The following is a 15,059-nucleotide window of genomic DNA, read 5'->3' on the forward strand; positions in this document are numbered from 1 at the left end:
ATTGATTAAAGGCTAAAGACCCCACAGGCGAACGCCGAGGAGGCTAAAGAATCTCGCCCCATGGAAATCGAGTACACTGTAGTGGAAATCAAGATTACACAACTTATTTATCAGTGATAAAATTCCACCCTAATCTACAAAGTTCTTTTTCAACAGCATGAGAAACAAGGTATCAAAAGATACCTTGTTTCTTAATGAAAGAATTATTTTTCAATTTTTCTATTATACTTAAATCTTAAATATTCTAATTCAGCTGTTCAACTTGATCTCTAATCATCTCCATTTTATAGTCTAATGAATTTACAGTTGCTGAAGCTTCATTCAAACTTTCTATAATTGCTTTTGGAACCTTTTTATTATATTTATAAAAAATCTTGTGTTCTAGGCTTGCCCAGAAATCCATTGCAACCGTTCTAATTTGAATTTCTACTTTTACTCTTTTCGTTTCAGAAGCAAGGAAAATTGGAATTTCAATAATCATATGAAAGCTTTTATAACCATTTGGTTTTGGGTTTTTAATATAATCTTTTATTTCTACTATATAAATATCGTCTTGTTGTTTTAATAGTTCATAGATCATATAAATATCACTAATAAATGAACAACTAATACGAACGCCAGCTATATCATTCATATAATTTTCCAGATTATATTGTGTTAGTTCTAAGCCTTTACGCTCAAGCTTTTCCATTATACTGTCAGGTTTTTTTAAGCGTGATTTTACGTGTTCAATTGGATTATGATTATGAGTTAAAGTAAATTCTTCATTTAAAATTCTAATTTTAGTATTGATTTCATCTAACGCAAATTTATATATTAAAAGTGTGTTAGTCCATTCACCTAAGCTTTGATCTTTCAACATAGGCAACCTCCTAATGTATATTACATCAGTATTCTACCAGCTTAATGTGAACTCAGTGTGAAATCTTGGTGAACAGTTAGTGACAAGTAAAGTAAAGGAATTTTAAGGATATTAGGAAAAAGGGAATAGTAAAGGGTAGAAATGGCAGGATCATTAGACAAGGATCAAAGATGTAGAGAACGCATGTAATATTATAGTAGTAAGTAATAGAATTTTGTGTTTTGTTAGTATTGGAATAATATGTTATAAATTTATATATATCATATTAGTTAGGGGTACATTGATGAAACAGAGTTTTTATCGTTTGTTTATAGAGTTGACGAATAATCGTTTTACTTCTGGTTTTTTACGTAAGTTTGCTACTTCTAGATTTAGTAAGGTGTTTATTAATCCTTATATTAAAGCGTTTAATTTAAATATGGATGAGAGTAAGGAGACTGTTTTTCCTACTTTACATGCATTGTTTACAAGAGAATTAAAGCAAAATGCTAGACCGATTCATGCTGGTGAAAGTGAATTAGCTTGTCCGGTAGATGGTGTGTTAGAGTCTTGTGGGAAAATTGAAATGGATATAAAATTTGTCGTTAAAGGAAAGACATATAGCATTATTGAGATGTTAGGTTCAAAGGAAATGGCAGATAAATATGATGAGGGTTATTATATGGTATTGTATTTAAGTCCAAGCCATTACCATCGTATACATAGCCCAATTGAAGGTGAAATTGTCTCACAATTCGAGTTAGGTGCTAAATCTTATCCCGTGAATAAAGCAGGATTAACGTATGGTAAAGATCCACTTTCAAAAAATTATCGAGTTATTTCAGAAGTATTATGTTCTGAAAACAATAAACATGTTGCGATGATTAAAGTTGGTGCTATGTTTGTTAACACTATCGTAGTAACCAAAAAAGAAAAGCGTTTGAAAAAAGGTGAAGAAGTAGGGTATTTTTCTTTCGGTTCTACAGTTGTTTTACTTTTTGAAGCGAATAGTTTTTCACCAAATTTGAAACTTCAATCTGGACAAGCGATAAGAGTTGGTCAAAATCTTGGTAAATTACACTAAAAAATATAAAGTATGCACTTTTTTTCACGAAATGAGAGCCATCGTATAGAAAGATGGTTCTTTTTCTGTTATTGTAAAGAGTGCTTGTATTTTAATTTCACTTGTATTATTTGCTTATATTGAAAATAATAAAAATGATTAAGATGTTTTTTTTATATAGTAATCTAGACCTCTTCGTTTAATTTCTTTTTCAATTAAATAAATGAAGGCCGGATCTAGCTGTAAACCAAGAGCTTTTTTGTAGGACTCAAGTAACAACTCATCATTTAATTTGTACATATTTTTTGCCCGGTTGGGCATTCACCTCCGAGTGAGAAAAGTTTTTTGAATTTCTTCGTAAACTTAATGTATCAAATTTTTAAATATAGAACAATCGTTCGTTTATCCACAGAAATAGGTGGATAAGTTGTGGGTAATTTGTTTATATATTCTGAAAAAGTAGGTTCTAGGACTAAGGATAATGTGTATAGTTTTATCCACAGATAGAATGATTGTAGTTATTTGTCGAAAGATTTTAAGAATATATTGAGGTGTAATAATGTTTAATAAATTTTTACCGAGTGAAACTGTTAATAATGTTTATGCTATTACGCCTGAGCATTTAAAAGGCTTAGGAATAAAGGGAATCATTACTGATTTAGATAATACGTTAGTTGAATGGGACCGTCCATTAGCTACTCCAGAGCTAACAAAATGGTTTAAAAGCATGGATGATGCAGGGATTAAAATTACAGTTGTATCTAATAACAATGCGGAGCGTGTTGGAAAGTTTTGTGATCCTTTAGGGATTCCGTTTATTCATCGTGCACGAAAGCCACTTGCTACATCATATAAAAAGGCATATAAGCAAATGAATTTAAACCCAAAAGAAGTCGTGATGATTGGAGATCAATTGCTTACAGATGTATTTGGAGGCAATCGTCAAGGAATTCATACTATTTTAGTTGTTCCGGTTGCAAGTACTGATGGAATTTGGACAAGATTTAATCGAATGGTAGAACGTAGAATTCTTTCATCTTTAAGGAAGCAAGGATTGCTACAATGGGAGGATAAAAAGTGAGTAATACAGAAGTAAGATGTATTGGTTGTGGAGTTGAAATTCAAACAGAGGATAAAGACAAGCTTGGATATGCACCTCCATCTTCATTAGAAAAAGAAGAGATTATTTGCCAACGTTGTTTCCGTTTAAAAAACTACAATGAGATTCAAGATGTCGAGTTGACTGATTCTGACTTTATCCGTATCTTAAATGGGATAGGTTCTAAAGACTGTCTTGTTATAAAAGTAGTTGATGTTTTTGATTTTTCTGGTAGCTGGTTAAATGGAATTAATCGATTCGTTGGAAATAACAAAATATTATTAGTTGGGAATAAGGCAGATTTAATTCCGAAGTCAGTTAAGAAAAATAAGCTTACACAATGGATGAGCGGAACTGCAAAACGTTGGGGACTTAAACCTGTAGGTGTGCATTTAATTAGTGCAGTAAAAGGCACTGGTATAGACGAGTTAGCTGAAAGTATTGAGAAGCATCGTGAAGGAAAGGATGTATACGTAGTAGGCTGTACAAATGTTGGGAAATCAACGTTTATCAATACGATGATTAAACGTTATAGTGAAGAAAATAGTAATATTATTACAACATCTCATTTTCCGGGCACAACACTTGATATGATTCAAATCCCACTTGATGAACAGAGTGATTTAATTGATACACCAGGTATTATTAATCATCATCAAATGGCTCATTTCGTTGATAAAAAAGGTTTAAAGATTATTACACCGAAAAAAGAAATTAAGCCTATGGTTTATCAATTAAATGAAGGTCAAACATTATTCTTTGGTGGGTTAGCTCGCTTTGATTACTTAGAAGGTGGAAGACGTTCTTTTACTTGTCACTTCTCAAACGAATTATCAATTCATCGTACTAAACAAGAAAATGCCGATGATTTATATGAAAGACAAGCTGGGGAATTATTAGTTCCACCATATGGAGAACAAATTAATGAGCTTCCTAAATTAGTGAAGCATGAATTTATGATAAAAGATGCTAAAACTGATATAGTTTATTCAGGGTTAGGATGGATCACAGTGAATGAACCAGGTGCTAAAGTTGTTGCTTATGTACCAAAAGGTGTAGCTATAACACTTCGTAATTCTATTATATAAGAATAATTTGGGGGCGAAGAGAAATGAAAGACCAATACTATGTAATCGGTCAACCGATTGGTCATTCAATGTCACCAACGATGCATAATGAATGGTTTGGCTCTAATCATATTTCGGGTCACTATTCTGCAAAAGAAGTTGGGATAACAGAATTGAAATCAGTTATGACAGAATTTCGTTCAACTGTTAAAGGATTTAATGTTACAGCACCACTAAAAGTAGAAATTATGCAGTACTTAGATGAAATTGATCCATTGGCAAAAGCAATTGGAGCTGTAAATACAGTTATCAATAAAAATGGAAAGCTGTATGGTAAAAATACTGACGGTATAGGGTATTGTAGAGGCTTATCCTATGTTTTGAAAAATCCGATTGAAGAAGAAAAGATTTTGATAATCGGTGCAGGCGGTGCTGCTAGAGCGATCCTTTATAGTTTACTGCACTTAGGTGTTAAGCATATTACAGTCACCAACCGAACGTTAGAAAAAGCAGAGGATCTACTAGATGGTAAATTGATGAATGAAGTCAATATTATGTCTATTTCAGATGCTGAAGAACATTTAGGTCACTTTTCTCTTATCATTCAAACAACTTCTGTTGGGATGAAGCCAAATGAAAATAGCATTCCGTTAGCACTAACGAATTTATCACCAGATGCAATTGTATCGGATCTAATATACAGCCCATTTGAAACATTATTCTTAAAAGAAGCAAAAGAAAGAAAAGCGACTATACAAAACGGACTACCGATGTTTATTTATCAAGGAGCATTAGCATTTCAAGAGTGGACTGGAATTTTTCCAAATACGATTGATGCTTATTCATTATTAGAAAGAAAACTTGGAGGAACAAAATGTTAACAGGTAAACAAAAAAGATTTTTACGTTCGAAAGCTCATCACTTAAACCCTATTTTTCAAGTAGGTAAAGGTGGAGTTAATGAAAATATGGTTAAGCAAATTTCAGAAGCGCTTGAAGTAAGGGAACTTTTAAAAGTAAGTATACTTCAAAATTGCGATGATGATCGTTACGATGTAGCTGATCAGCTAGTTGAAGGTACAAATGCTGAACTAGTACAAGTGATTGGACATACAATTGTTTTATATAAAGAGTCTACAGAAAATAAAACAATCGTATTACCTTAATATGTAAAATACCGTTAATTAGAGGAGAAGCGGATTAATGGATAAACAAAAAGCACTTACGATTGTAAAAGAAAAACTAACGAACGGGCGTTTTACACATACTATTGGTGTGATGGAAACTGCAGTTAGACTGGCCGAAAAGTACGGTGCTGATGTAAAAAAAGCAGAACTAGCTGCAATTTTCCATGATGTCGCAAAATGTATGCCAATTAAAGAATTAAAATCAATTATGGAAGAAAATAAACTTTCATTAAAGCTTTTAAAGTACAACAAAGAATTATGGCATGCTCCTGTTGGTGCATTTCTTACTGAACATGAATATGGAATTGATGATCAAGAGATATTACAAGCAATCACATATCATACAAGTGGTCATAAAGAGATGAATTTATTAGATAAAGTAATATATGTAGCAGATTATATTGAACCTAATCGTAGTTTTCCTGGTGTAGAGGAAGCTCGTGAATTAGCAAATCAAGATTTAGATCGAGCTTTATTATTTGCATTAAAAAATACAATTACATTTTTAATTGATAAAGAACAAACAGTCTACCCATTAACGGTTAAAACATATAACTCAATATTAAAGCAAATTAAAAGCCAGGGGGAATAAAAAGAATGAATGAAAAAGAACTAATGATGCTAGCTGTAAATGCTGCTGATGATAAAAAAGCTGAAGATTTAGTCGTATTAGATATGAAAGGAATCTCTGCAATTGCAGATTATTTCATTATTTGTCACGGTAATTCAGATAAGCAAGTTCAGGCTATTGCAAGAGAAGTAAAAGATCAAGCTCAGCAAAATGGAAAAGACGTTAAACGTTTAGAAGGGTTTGACGAAGCTCGTTGGGTTTTAGTAGACATCGGTGATGTTGTCGTTCATATTTTCCATCGTGACGAAAGAAGTTATTACAACTTAGAAAAACTTTGGGGAGATGCACCTTCCCTTGATGTTTACGGAGAGCTTCTTTCATGACATACAATCGCTTCGCGTATTTGTATGATCAATTAATGAATGATGTCCCTTATGAAAGATGGGTTCAATTTCTACAAAATGTATTTCAAAAATATGAAATGCCTCAGCCTTCAATTTTAGATATAGGATGTGGAACAGGTACTTTACCCATTTTATTAGCAAAATTGAACTATTCGATTAGCGGGGTTGATTTATCTGAGGAAATGTTAAGTGTCGCAATGGCAAAAGCAGAACAGGAAAAAGTTAATATCCCTTTTTTTCAACAAAATATGGTGGAATTAGAAGGGTTTGATCAGTTAGATTGTGTAACAATTTTCTGTGATTCACTTAATTATTTAGAAACAGAAGATCAAGTAAAACAAACCTTTAAAAAAGTTAATGAAAGTTTAAAAGATAATGGTTTATTTTTATTTGATGTACATTCTCCTTATAAAATTGAAGAAATTTTTGGTGAAGAGACATTTTTTATTGATGATGCAGAGTTAAGCTTGGTCTGGTCTTGTACGCAAGGGGAACATCCATTAAGTGTTGAACATGATTTAGTTTTCTTTATGAAAGAAGAAAATCGTGATTTATATGAACGGTTCGAAGAATATCACAATCAAAGAACACTTCCAATAAATACGTATAAATCATTGTTAAATGTAACTGGATTTGAAGTTAAAGAAATCTTAGCAGATTTTGATGAAGATGTAGATGATACTTCTGAACGAATCTTTTTTATAGCAATGAAAAAATAAAAAACCCTTTTAAGAAAATTCCTTTTCTTAAAGGGTTTTTTACTTTATTAGTCGTACAAAATTAAATTTTGTATTTTTGTTATGAATTGAGTAAAGCGGTACAATCATTATTAAGTTAATCAAAATTGCTCCTTTACACGCTCAATTTCCTTATCAAACTTATCATGTGTTTTTTTAAAAATTTCTTCAAATAAATCTCCTACTCGTGCTTCTAGTACTTTAATACCTTCTCCGGTAATTCCGCCTTTTACACATACCTTTTCTTGAAGTGTTTCAAGCGTAAAATGTTTTTGTTCAATTAGTTTTCCAAAACCAATAATCATTTCTTCTGCTAATATCGTGGCTTGCTCTTTTGAAATTGAAGTTTGACAAACAGCCGCATCGATAAATTTTTGAAGCAAGTAACTAAAAAATGCGGGTCCACAGCTTGCGATATCCGATGAGACTCTTGTGATATCTTCTGTAATCATCACTGGTTTAGATATGTTTGAAAAAAGTTCGATAATTTGCTCCTTACTTTTGGCCGTACACCTATTCCCGAAATTAACTAAAGTTACGCCACTCAATGCTTGATTCGTAATGCTTGGAATAACTCGTGCAACTTGACAAGGTAATATCGCTTCTAATTGTTTAACATTAATCGGACTAGTGATTGATATAACGCAATGTTTTTTAGTGAAATGTTTTTGTAAAGATGATAATAGCGGCTGAATTTCTAAAGGTTTTACACACACTATTACAATTTCTGAAGCGGCGATTACTTCTTTTGCTGTCTCAGCAACATTTAGATCAGGATATATATTTTTTAGCTCATAAGCTTTATACATTGAACGGTTTGTAACAGTTAACTCGGAGGGCTTCACGGCATTTGATTTTATAAATCCATTGAGCAAAATGGTGCCCATATTTCCTGTACCTATGATTCCTACGTTCATGAGTACATCCCTTCCTTTGCATACATTCTCTCCTACACTATATGAAGCAAGGTCGAAAATAATGATATAAGTTAAAAATGGAGGACTAATAATGAAAAAGTTAATTCATAATAAACTAGTTTGGATATGTGTTGTGATTGTCGGTATTCTAGTTGTAAATTTTTATCAAACCGAGCATAAAAATGAAGTTGTTTTGGCAAAACAATCATTTGATGAAAAAGTTGAAAAGAAGACCGATGATCAAAAGAAAGAAGTCAGTATGCCAGTGAATTCAAAAGTATTTATGGTTGATGTGAAAGGAGCAATACAAAAACCCGGTGTAATCAAATGTAAGGAAGGAGAACGTGTTTTTGATGTAATTAGATTAGCTGGAGGATTTAAAGAAAAGGCTGATGTTAATCAGGTTAATTTAGCTGAAAAAATATTTGATGAGATGGTCATTTATGTACCATTTATTGGAGAAGAAACGGATCAAACTATAGTTACTAATGAAGGGAATCAAACGAAACAAAATGAGACGATTGATATCAATCATGCATCACAGTCAGAGTTGGAAAAAATACCGGGGGTTGGTCCAGCAAAAGCAAAAAATATTTTAGATTATATTAATATAAACGGACCATTTACTTCAGTCGAACAATTAGAATCTGTAAATGGAATTGGAAAAAAATCACTTGAAAAAATGACTCCATTTATTGTCATTCGTTAAATTAATTTATTATGAGCATTTATCTAGCTTATATAGTTTTTGTACAAATAATTACAATCGTCTTTTTTAAAAGTTATAATTTATTCTTTCTATTAATATTACTCGTTTTAATGATTTTTTTAGCAGTAAAGAAAAAATGGTCACTTTTATTAATTTGTATTTTTTCGATATGTATAATGTCTAGTTTATGTTCTATACAAAACAATAAGATGAATTCCCCTAAATCAAAGCCCCCTCAAAATGTTCGTGGTGAGATCACATCTACTCCAATAATAGATGGTAATAAGGTTTCGTTTACATTTAAACTTCAAAAACATGAAATCTTACTAAATAGTTTTGCTAATTCAAAAGAACAATTAACGGTTTTTCAAAAAAGAAAAATAGGTGAAATATGTGAAGTAAAAGGTGAGATTACATTACCTTTAGAAAATTCGAACCCATACTTATTTAATTATAAGAAGTACTTATTAAATCAAGGAATTCATTGGATTATTACTGTTAATCCAAATAGTCTAGAGTATTGTAAAAATGGAAAACAAACGATCCTACAATCAATAATTTATAGTCGACATGCCTTAACTAAATATGTAGAGGTTAATTTTAACTCTAATACAGAAGGTTATATTAATGCTCTTCTATTTGGAGACCGATCAAAAATGAATGCAAATATAGAATCTCAATATCAAATAGTAGGAATTGTGCATTTGCTTGCGATTAGTGGTTCGCATATTAGTTTATTGAGTGTTGGGATCTATTTTTTATTAATTAGAATAGGAGTAACGAAGGAAACCAGTTTATTTATTACGATTATGTGTATTTTTTCGTATGGATTTTTAGCAGGTGCTTCAGCGTCAGTTGTAAGGGCAGTTGTTATTGGCGTTCTAGTTTGTTTTTCCAAGTTAGCGAAAATGAAAGTTGACATTTCTTCGCTATTATTCACTTCTTGTATAATCATGTTATTAGCAAAACCAAATTATATTGACGATATTGGATTTCAATTTTCCTTTGTAACAAGTTTTGTACTTGTTTTAACTTCGGATCAAATTTTAAATTACAAATCTTGGTATGCAAAAGCTCTCTATACATCGAGTATTACTCAATTAGTATCAATCCCTATATTACTTTATAATTTTCACGAGTTATCACCGTACAGTATAATAATCAACTTGTTTTTCATTCCTTATATTAGTTTTATTATTATGCCACTATGTATTATTTGTTTTAGTTTAAGCTTTATTAATCTAGAGATCAGCGAACTTTTAGCATTAATGCTAACATTCTTTATTAACATGTCAGATAAATTACTGAGTATATGCATGCAATTACCATTTATAAAGTTGATTTTTATACATCCTTCAAAAGGAATTCTGTTTTTATATATAGTGCTAATATTTTTAATTTTATATCTTATGGAAAAAGAGAAAACAAAGAAATTATCTATTAATTTCCTGATTGGATTTTTTCTTCTTATTAGTGGGCACTTACTTTATCCTTCTTTTAACCCTGTTGGAAAGATTATGTTTATAGATGTAGGTCAAGGCGATTGTATTCTTATAAAATTGCCTTTTAATAAAGGGAATTATGTTATTGATACGGGAGGGAAGGTAACTGGAAAAGAAGAAACGTGGATGAAGCGTAAAAAACCATTTTCAACTGGCAGTGATTTATTAATTCCAATTTTAAAAGGAGAAGGAATCAGTAAAATAGATAAATTAATATTTACTCATGGTGACATTGATCATATTGGAGGTGGAAAGGAGGTACTGCAATCATTTCACGTAAAACAATTAATCGTAGGTGACAAAACGAAATTCACTTCAGCAGAAAAAGAAAGAATTAAAATAGCTATAAAAAAGGGAGTCGAGATTAAAAAAGTAAGCGAAGGTATAGGGTGGAAAATAGGTCGGAATTATTTTCAAGTTATTTCGCCAATTAAAGATTATGTAGGTGAGGAAAACGAGGGTTCAATCGTTATAAAGGCATACATAGGTGGAAAGAATTGGATATTTTCTGGAGATTTAGATGAAAATGGAGAAAATCGACTGATCACTAAATATCACGATTTAAAGGCAGATGTCTTGAAAATAGGGCATCATGGGAGTAAAACATCTACTTCTGAAATGTTTATTAAAGCAGTTATACCTAAAATTGGCATTATATCAGTTGGAGAAAAAAACAGATATGGCCATCCAACAAAAGAAGTGCTTGATCGATTAAAAAAGAACAACGTTAAAATTTTACGTACAGATGAACTTGGTGCAATAACTTTCGAATTTAAAAAAGGACAAGGTACCATTTATACATTTAAAGCATATCGTAAAACAAACGACAGAAACCAAGAAGAAAATTAAAAAGACTGCCGAGGCAGTCCCATCATTTGATTCTATGTATTATCGTGCAACATACTCCACAATTGTTGCGATGATAAATAGAGTAGCGAAGAAACCAAATGAAACAGCAAAGCCAACGCCAGAATCTGTTGAATCATTACGTTTGCTTTGAACATTTTTTTCAAATGTATTCACAAATAACCCCTCCTAATTCAACTTTAGTATAAATCAATATAACTAAAAAATCCATAGTATGTTTGTTTTAGTTATACCGTTTTAAATGAAGAAACCGGGTCTTTATTTAAAACGTTAATATAAATTAGAGATTAGTATTTACTAATCTCTTCCTTCTCATGTAGGACATGTTATACTATACTAAGAAAATTAGTGTAGAGGAGCAAAACATGATTAATGATTTACATAAAAAATTGAAAAAGAACGTGTCGCCAATGTATTTATTGGTAGGTACTGAAGATTTTTTACTTCAAGAAGCGGAAAACTTAATCGTGAAAGCAGCTTTACAAGGCGAAATTGATGATTTTAACTATCAAACATATGATTTAAAAGAGGCTTATTTGAGTGAAGCACTTGAGGATGCTCAAACACCATCCTTTTTTGGCGGAAACAAAGTCACCATCATAAAATCATGTTTGTTTTTAACAGCTCAAAAAGAAAAAATTGTACAAGATATAGAACCACTATTTGATTATATTGAAAATCCTGCTCCTTTTACTACCGTCGTTTTTGTTGCTCCTTTTGAAAAATTGGACGAGCGAAAAAAAGTAACAAAAGCGTTAAAAAAACAAGTAGAGATAGTTGAGTGTCATCCTGTTGAAACGAGTAATTTAGACGGCTGGATTAAAGAGCGGTTCACTGGGGATGTAACGATTACTAAAGAGGCAATTGAAAAATTAAAGTTACTAGTTGGAAATAATTTATCGATATTAAAACTTGAATGTGAAAAGCTACAATTGTTTATTGGGTATGAAGGCGAAGTTGATGCAGATCTAGTAGAATTGATGGTGGCAAAAACCATTGAACAAAATGTTTTTTCTCTAATAGAAAAAACTGCAGTAAGACAGACGACCGAGGCACTTAAAATTCTTCATGAATTATTATTTATAGGTGAAGAACCGATAAAAATTGTTGCATTGTTAGCAAGTCAGTTTAGATTATTGTACGGAATAAAACAATTATCAAGTAGTGGATATTCAAATAATCAAATTGCTTCTTCAGTTGGTGTATCACCAGGGAGAGTGTTTTATGGACAAAAGCAAGCGAATAACTTTCAAGCAAGTGAATTGAAAGAAGCAATTAGACTAATTGCTGAAGTTGATTATAAAATGAAGACTGGTCAAGGAGATAAAGTTATGATCCTTGAGATGTTAATTCTTCAATTAAATAAATAATTGTAAGAAAATCTTAAATGATGATTAGTTTAAAGAATCAAATAACAAATCTAATGGCAGTCCAATAGCATTAAATTGGACTGCCATTTTTGATATAAAAAGGCTACAAATTTCAGTCTACAACTTTTGCAATTTGTTATAATATAGTAATTGTGAAATTTTACCAATTAGTGGTATGTGGGAGATGGGTGAATGGAGGAATTACCTAAAGAAATAAACATTATATTAGATACATACTTTCATTATTTTGATTTGAAATTACCAAATTTAATTGATTCTTTTTATCTTTATGGATCGATTACATTAGGTGCTTTTAAGAATGGGTTTAGCGATATTGATTTTATAGCTGTTGTTAAGCGCGATGTATCTGATGCTGATGTAAAAATACTGAAAAAAATTCATAAAGATGTGCAAAGAAAATTTCCTAATACAATTTTGGATGGATGGTATATTCTTAATGAAGATATACAGTCCATAAATGAAGAAGGAAATTTATGTATTCGTTTCAATGATGGGAAGTATCAAGGTTTACATAAATTTCAAAGGAACTCTATAGATGCTTTTCAATTAAAAAAATACGGTATAACTGTAAAAGGATTAAATATTGAAAAAGTGGATATTTCGGTAAATTGGGATACACTACTATCTAATATGAGAGATAATCTTAATTCTTATTGGATTAGCTGGTTAAACAACTGTAAGAAGTTCCCTACAATTAATTACTTGAGTTTATTTGTAAGCTTAAGAAGTATTGAATGGGGAATATTGGGAGTTTCTCGTCTTTATTACACATTTAAAGAAAATGATATTACATCAAAAGTAGCAGCAGGTGAATATGTTTTAGGGGCGGTTCCCATAAGATGGCATAAGATTATTAACGAGTCAATGAGATTACGAACTGATAATAAAAAATCATATTACAAATCAATTTATACAAGAAGAAAAGATGCAATTGACTATGTGGAGTTTATGATAGAAGAATGTAATAAACTTATTTGATAAACTATCCTATATATTTAATTTAACACATATGGTTCGAATGCAAAAATTATTTAAAAAACGTCCAGTGAAGAACTTTATTGCACGAAAAAATGGTGTCTCAGTTGAGACACCATTTAATTCATTACGCGTTCATAGCGTTAACTTTTTTAGCTAAACGAGACTTTTGACGTGAAGCAGCGTTTTTGTGGATTAGATTGCTGTTTACAGCTTTATCTAATTTTTTAGAAGCAGTTAATAAAGCTTCTTGCGCTTTTTCAGTTTCGTTATTAGTAACTAAAGCTTCAACAGTTTTCACAGCAGTACGCATTTCTGATTTTAGAGATGCGTTGTGAGCACGATGAGCCTCAGCTGTTTTTACACGTTTAATAGCTGATTTAATATTTGGCATACCTTTCACCTCCCGAATGCAGTCGAGAAATTTGCCTCGAATACAAATAGAACAAAACTTATTTTATCAAAACAAGTCCCATTTGGCAATAGAATTCATAAAGCTATTTTCGCCTTTTCAAAAGAAAAATAAACAACTCGTTTAGAATTGGTAACATCTAGCTAAACTAGTTAAGAAGAGAATTGTTAAATTTCGATGAGTATTGTGGAGGCTAGATAAATGAGTGAGTTAGATTTAAGTCAATATAGTGTTCGAACAGATTTAGCAGTAGAGGCAAAAGAGATGCTCGAGGAGCGTGAACAGACTAAGGAAGAAATTACCGGCGTGATCGTTAAAGAACGTGAAGCAGATGGTGTAAGTATCTCTCATGTTCATATTAAAGAATCTGCATCTGAAAAAATCGGTAAAAAGCCAGGGAATTATTTAACGCTTCAAGTTCAAGGTATTCGTGAACAAGATACTGAACTTCAAGAAAAGGTTGAAAAGGTTTTTGCAAACGAGTTTTCTGCTTTCTTAAAAAATTTAGGAATTACGGAAGATCAAACTTGTTTAGTTGTAGGCTTAGGAAATTGGAATGTGACTCCTGATGCACTTGGTCCAATGGTTGTTGAAAATTTAGTTGTAACGAAGCATCTTTTTGAATTACAGCCTGAAAGTGTTCAAGATGGTTATCGTCCAGTTTGTGCTTTATCCCCTGGTGTAATGGGGATTACTGGTATTGAAACGAGCGATATTATTTCGGGTGTCATTGATAAAGTAAAACCAGATTTTGTCATTGCAATCGACGCTCTTGCAGCTAGGTCCATTGAACGAGTTAATACAACAATCCAAATTACAGATAATGGTATTCATCCAGGTTCTGGAATAGGGAATAAACGTAAGGAATTAAGTAAGGAAACACTCGGTATTCCGGTAATTGCTATAGGAGTTCCAACCGTTGTTGATGCTGTTGCTATTACAAGTGATACAATTGACTTCATTTTAAAACATTTTGGACGTGAAATAAAAGAAGGTGACAAGCCAGCTAAAGCGCTAATCCCTTCTGGAATGGCATTTGGCGAAAAGAAAAAGTATACCGATGAAGATATGCCTGGTGAAAAGGAACGAATGGCATTTATGGGGATTGTTGGAACGCTTGAAGAGAATGAAAAACGGAAACTAATTCATGAGGTACTGTCACCACTTGGTCATAACTTAATGGTTACACCAAAAGAAGTGGATACATTTATTGAAGATATGGCAAATATTATTGCTGGTGGTATGAACGCTGCTCTGCATTCTAAAATTAATCAAGACAATATTGGCTCATATACTCATTAATATTTCGTAAGTGAGG

18 protein-coding genes are annotated in these 15,059 nt (G+C 31.7%); 13 read left to right on the forward strand and 5 right to left on the reverse strand.

Annotated features, from left to right (window positions below; translation table 11 throughout):
• Positions 1 to 244 precede the first annotated feature (244 nt).
• Positions 245 to 862: a GTP pyrophosphokinase gene (locus B6K90_RS15640; protein ID WP_088013695.1), complete on the reverse strand. Its 618-nt coding sequence runs from the start codon at positions 860 to 862 to the stop codon at positions 245 to 247.
• A gap of 283 nt (positions 863 to 1,145) precedes the next feature.
• Here B6K90_RS15640 and B6K90_RS15645 point away from each other — a divergent pair, with 283 nt between their 5' ends.
• Positions 1,146 to 1,925, forward strand: coding sequence for a phosphatidylserine decarboxylase (locus B6K90_RS15645; protein ID WP_088013696.1), 780 nt, complete (start codon positions 1,146 to 1,148; stop codon positions 1,923 to 1,925).
• 138 nt (positions 1,926 to 2,063) lie between these two features.
• On the opposite strand, the gene sda is transcribed toward B6K90_RS15645, so the two are convergent.
• Complete coding sequence (gene sda / locus B6K90_RS15650; RefSeq protein ID WP_407920533.1) at positions 2,064 to 2,225, reverse strand: sporulation histidine kinase inhibitor Sda; 162 nt, start codon at positions 2,223 to 2,225, stop codon at positions 2,064 to 2,066.
• Positions 2,226 to 2,463: 238 nt separating this feature from the next.
• Here sda and B6K90_RS15655 point away from each other — a divergent pair, with 238 nt between their 5' ends.
• Genes B6K90_RS15655 through B6K90_RS15685 form a run of 7 tightly spaced genes read left to right on the forward strand, consistent with a single transcriptional unit; the run spans position 2,464 to position 6,950 of the window.
• Complete coding sequence (locus tag B6K90_RS15655) at positions 2,464 to 2,985, forward strand: YqeG family HAD IIIA-type phosphatase (RefSeq protein ID WP_088013697.1); 522 nt, start codon at positions 2,464 to 2,466, stop codon at positions 2,983 to 2,985.
• Positions 2,982 to 4,091 (forward strand): ribosome biogenesis GTPase YqeH, encoded by a 1,110-nt coding sequence (gene yqeH, locus B6K90_RS15660; protein ID WP_088013698.1) that lies wholly within the window; start codon positions 2,982 to 2,984, stop codon positions 4,089 to 4,091. The genes B6K90_RS15655 and yqeH overlap by 4 nt, the downstream gene beginning before the upstream one ends.
• Positions 4,092 to 4,114: 23 nt before the next feature.
• Positions 4,115 to 4,951: a shikimate dehydrogenase gene (aroE, locus tag B6K90_RS15665; protein WP_088013699.1), complete on the forward strand. Its 837-nt coding sequence runs from the start codon at positions 4,115 to 4,117 to the stop codon at positions 4,949 to 4,951.
• Positions 4,945 to 5,235 carry a ribosome assembly RNA-binding protein YhbY gene (gene yhbY / locus B6K90_RS15670; RefSeq protein ID WP_088013700.1) on the forward strand — a complete coding sequence of 97 codons (291 nt, stop codon included), beginning with the start codon at positions 4,945 to 4,947 and terminating at the stop codon, positions 5,233 to 5,235. Before aroE ends, yhbY begins: the two co-directional genes overlap by 7 nt.
• A 37-nt stretch (positions 5,236 to 5,272) precedes the next feature.
• Entirely contained in the window at positions 5,273 to 5,848 is a 576-nt protein-coding gene (gene yqeK, locus B6K90_RS15675) for a bis(5'-nucleosyl)-tetraphosphatase (symmetrical) YqeK (protein WP_088013701.1), read from the forward strand.
• Between the two features lie 5 nt (positions 5,849 to 5,853).
• Complete coding sequence (rsfS, locus tag B6K90_RS15680) at positions 5,854 to 6,210, forward strand: ribosome silencing factor (protein WP_088013702.1); 357 nt, start codon at positions 5,854 to 5,856, stop codon at positions 6,208 to 6,210.
• On the forward strand, positions 6,207 to 6,950 hold the full coding sequence (locus tag B6K90_RS15685; protein WP_088013703.1) for a class I SAM-dependent DNA methyltransferase: 744 nt from the start codon (positions 6,207 to 6,209) through the stop codon (positions 6,948 to 6,950). Before rsfS ends, B6K90_RS15685 begins: the two co-directional genes overlap by 4 nt.
• A 119-nt stretch (positions 6,951 to 7,069) precedes the next feature.
• Here the strand turns inward: B6K90_RS15685 and comER are convergent, their stop codons facing one another.
• Positions 7,070 to 7,885, reverse strand: a complete 816-nt coding sequence (comER, locus tag B6K90_RS15690) for a late competence protein ComER (RefSeq protein ID WP_088013704.1) — start codon at positions 7,883 to 7,885, stop codon at positions 7,070 to 7,072.
• 91 nt (positions 7,886 to 7,976) lie between these two features.
• On the opposite strand from comER, the gene B6K90_RS15695 reads away from it, so the two are divergent.
• The gene (locus B6K90_RS15695) at positions 7,977 to 8,594 is read left to right on the forward strand and encodes a helix-hairpin-helix domain-containing protein (RefSeq protein WP_088013705.1); all 618 of its coding nucleotides are present in this window, start codon (positions 7,977 to 7,979) and stop codon (positions 8,592 to 8,594) included.
• An 11-nt stretch (positions 8,595 to 8,605) separates the two neighbouring features.
• The gene (locus B6K90_RS15700; RefSeq protein WP_088013706.1) at positions 8,606 to 10,945 is read left to right on the forward strand and encodes a DNA internalization-related competence protein ComEC/Rec2; all 2,340 of its coding nucleotides are present in this window, start codon (positions 8,606 to 8,608) and stop codon (positions 10,943 to 10,945) included.
• A 39-nt stretch (positions 10,946 to 10,984) separates the two neighbouring features.
• On the opposite strand, the gene B6K90_RS15705 is transcribed toward B6K90_RS15700, so the two are convergent.
• Entirely contained in the window at positions 10,985 to 11,119 is a 135-nt protein-coding gene (locus B6K90_RS15705) for a YqzM family protein (RefSeq protein WP_088013707.1), read from the reverse strand.
• Positions 11,120 to 11,328: 209 nt separating this feature from the next.
• Between B6K90_RS15705 and holA the strand changes: the two genes are divergently transcribed.
• On the forward strand, positions 11,329 to 12,333 hold the full coding sequence (gene holA, locus B6K90_RS15710) for a DNA polymerase III subunit delta (protein ID WP_167555389.1): 1,005 nt from the start codon (positions 11,329 to 11,331) through the stop codon (positions 12,331 to 12,333).
• 192 nt (positions 12,334 to 12,525) lie between these two features.
• Positions 12,526 to 13,332, forward strand: coding sequence for an aminoglycoside adenylyltransferase domain-containing protein (locus tag B6K90_RS15715; protein ID WP_088013709.1), 807 nt, complete (start codon positions 12,526 to 12,528; stop codon positions 13,330 to 13,332).
• A 124-nt stretch (positions 13,333 to 13,456) separates the two neighbouring features.
• Here the strand turns inward: B6K90_RS15715 and rpsT are convergent, their stop codons facing one another.
• Complete coding sequence (rpsT, locus tag B6K90_RS15720) at positions 13,457 to 13,723, reverse strand: 30S ribosomal protein S20 (RefSeq protein ID WP_056472820.1); 267 nt, start codon at positions 13,721 to 13,723, stop codon at positions 13,457 to 13,459.
• A 219-nt stretch (positions 13,724 to 13,942) separates the two neighbouring features.
• On the opposite strand from rpsT, the gene gpr reads away from it, so the two are divergent.
• Complete coding sequence (gene gpr, locus B6K90_RS15725; protein WP_088013710.1) at positions 13,943 to 15,043, forward strand: GPR endopeptidase; 1,101 nt, start codon at positions 13,943 to 13,945, stop codon at positions 15,041 to 15,043.
• The last annotated feature ends 16 nt before the right edge of the window (positions 15,044 to 15,059 follow it).

The organism is Gottfriedia acidiceleris (assembly GCF_002128425.1).
Classification (GTDB): domain Bacteria; phylum Bacillota; class Bacilli; order Bacillales; family Bacillaceae_G; genus Gottfriedia; species Gottfriedia acidiceleris.

Bases quoted from the DNA above. Each gene is read 5' to 3' on its own strand.
- B6K90_RS15640 (WP_088013695.1), bottom strand. From the start codon at position 862: ATGTTGAAAGATCAAAGCTTAGGTGAATGGACTAACACACTTTTAATA.
- B6K90_RS15645 (WP_088013696.1), top strand. From the start codon at position 1,146: ATGAAACAGAGTTTTTATCGTTTGTTTATAGAGTTGACGAATAATCGT.
- sda (WP_407920533.1), bottom strand. From the start codon at position 2,225: ATGCCCAACCGGGCAAAAAATATGTACAAATTAAATGATGAGTTGTTA.
- B6K90_RS15655 (WP_088013697.1), top strand. From the start codon at position 2,464: ATGTTTAATAAATTTTTACCGAGTGAAACTGTTAATAATGTTTATGCT.
- aroE (WP_088013699.1), top strand. From the start codon at position 4,115: ATGAAAGACCAATACTATGTAATCGGTCAACCGATTGGTCATTCAATG.
- yhbY (WP_088013700.1), top strand. From the start codon at position 4,945: ATGTTAACAGGTAAACAAAAAAGATTTTTACGTTCGAAAGCTCATCAC.
- yqeK (WP_088013701.1), top strand. From the start codon at position 5,273: ATGGATAAACAAAAAGCACTTACGATTGTAAAAGAAAAACTAACGAAC.
- rsfS (WP_088013702.1), top strand. From the start codon at position 5,854: ATGAATGAAAAAGAACTAATGATGCTAGCTGTAAATGCTGCTGATGAT.
- B6K90_RS15685 (WP_088013703.1), top strand. From the start codon at position 6,207: ATGACATACAATCGCTTCGCGTATTTGTATGATCAATTAATGAATGAT.
- comER (WP_088013704.1), bottom strand. From the start codon at position 7,885: ATGAACGTAGGAATCATAGGTACAGGAAATATGGGCACCATTTTGCTC.
- B6K90_RS15695 (WP_088013705.1), top strand. From the start codon at position 7,977: ATGAAAAAGTTAATTCATAATAAACTAGTTTGGATATGTGTTGTGATT.
- B6K90_RS15700 (WP_088013706.1), top strand. From the start codon at position 8,606: ATGAGCATTTATCTAGCTTATATAGTTTTTGTACAAATAATTACAATC.
- holA (WP_167555389.1), top strand. From the start codon at position 11,329: ATGATTAATGATTTACATAAAAAATTGAAAAAGAACGTGTCGCCAATG.
- B6K90_RS15715 (WP_088013709.1), top strand. From the start codon at position 12,526: ATGGAGGAATTACCTAAAGAAATAAACATTATATTAGATACATACTTT.
- rpsT (WP_056472820.1), bottom strand. From the start codon at position 13,723: ATGCCAAATATTAAATCAGCTATTAAACGTGTAAAAACAGCTGAGGCT.
- gpr (WP_088013710.1), top strand. From the start codon at position 13,943: ATGAGTGAGTTAGATTTAAGTCAATATAGTGTTCGAACAGATTTAGCA.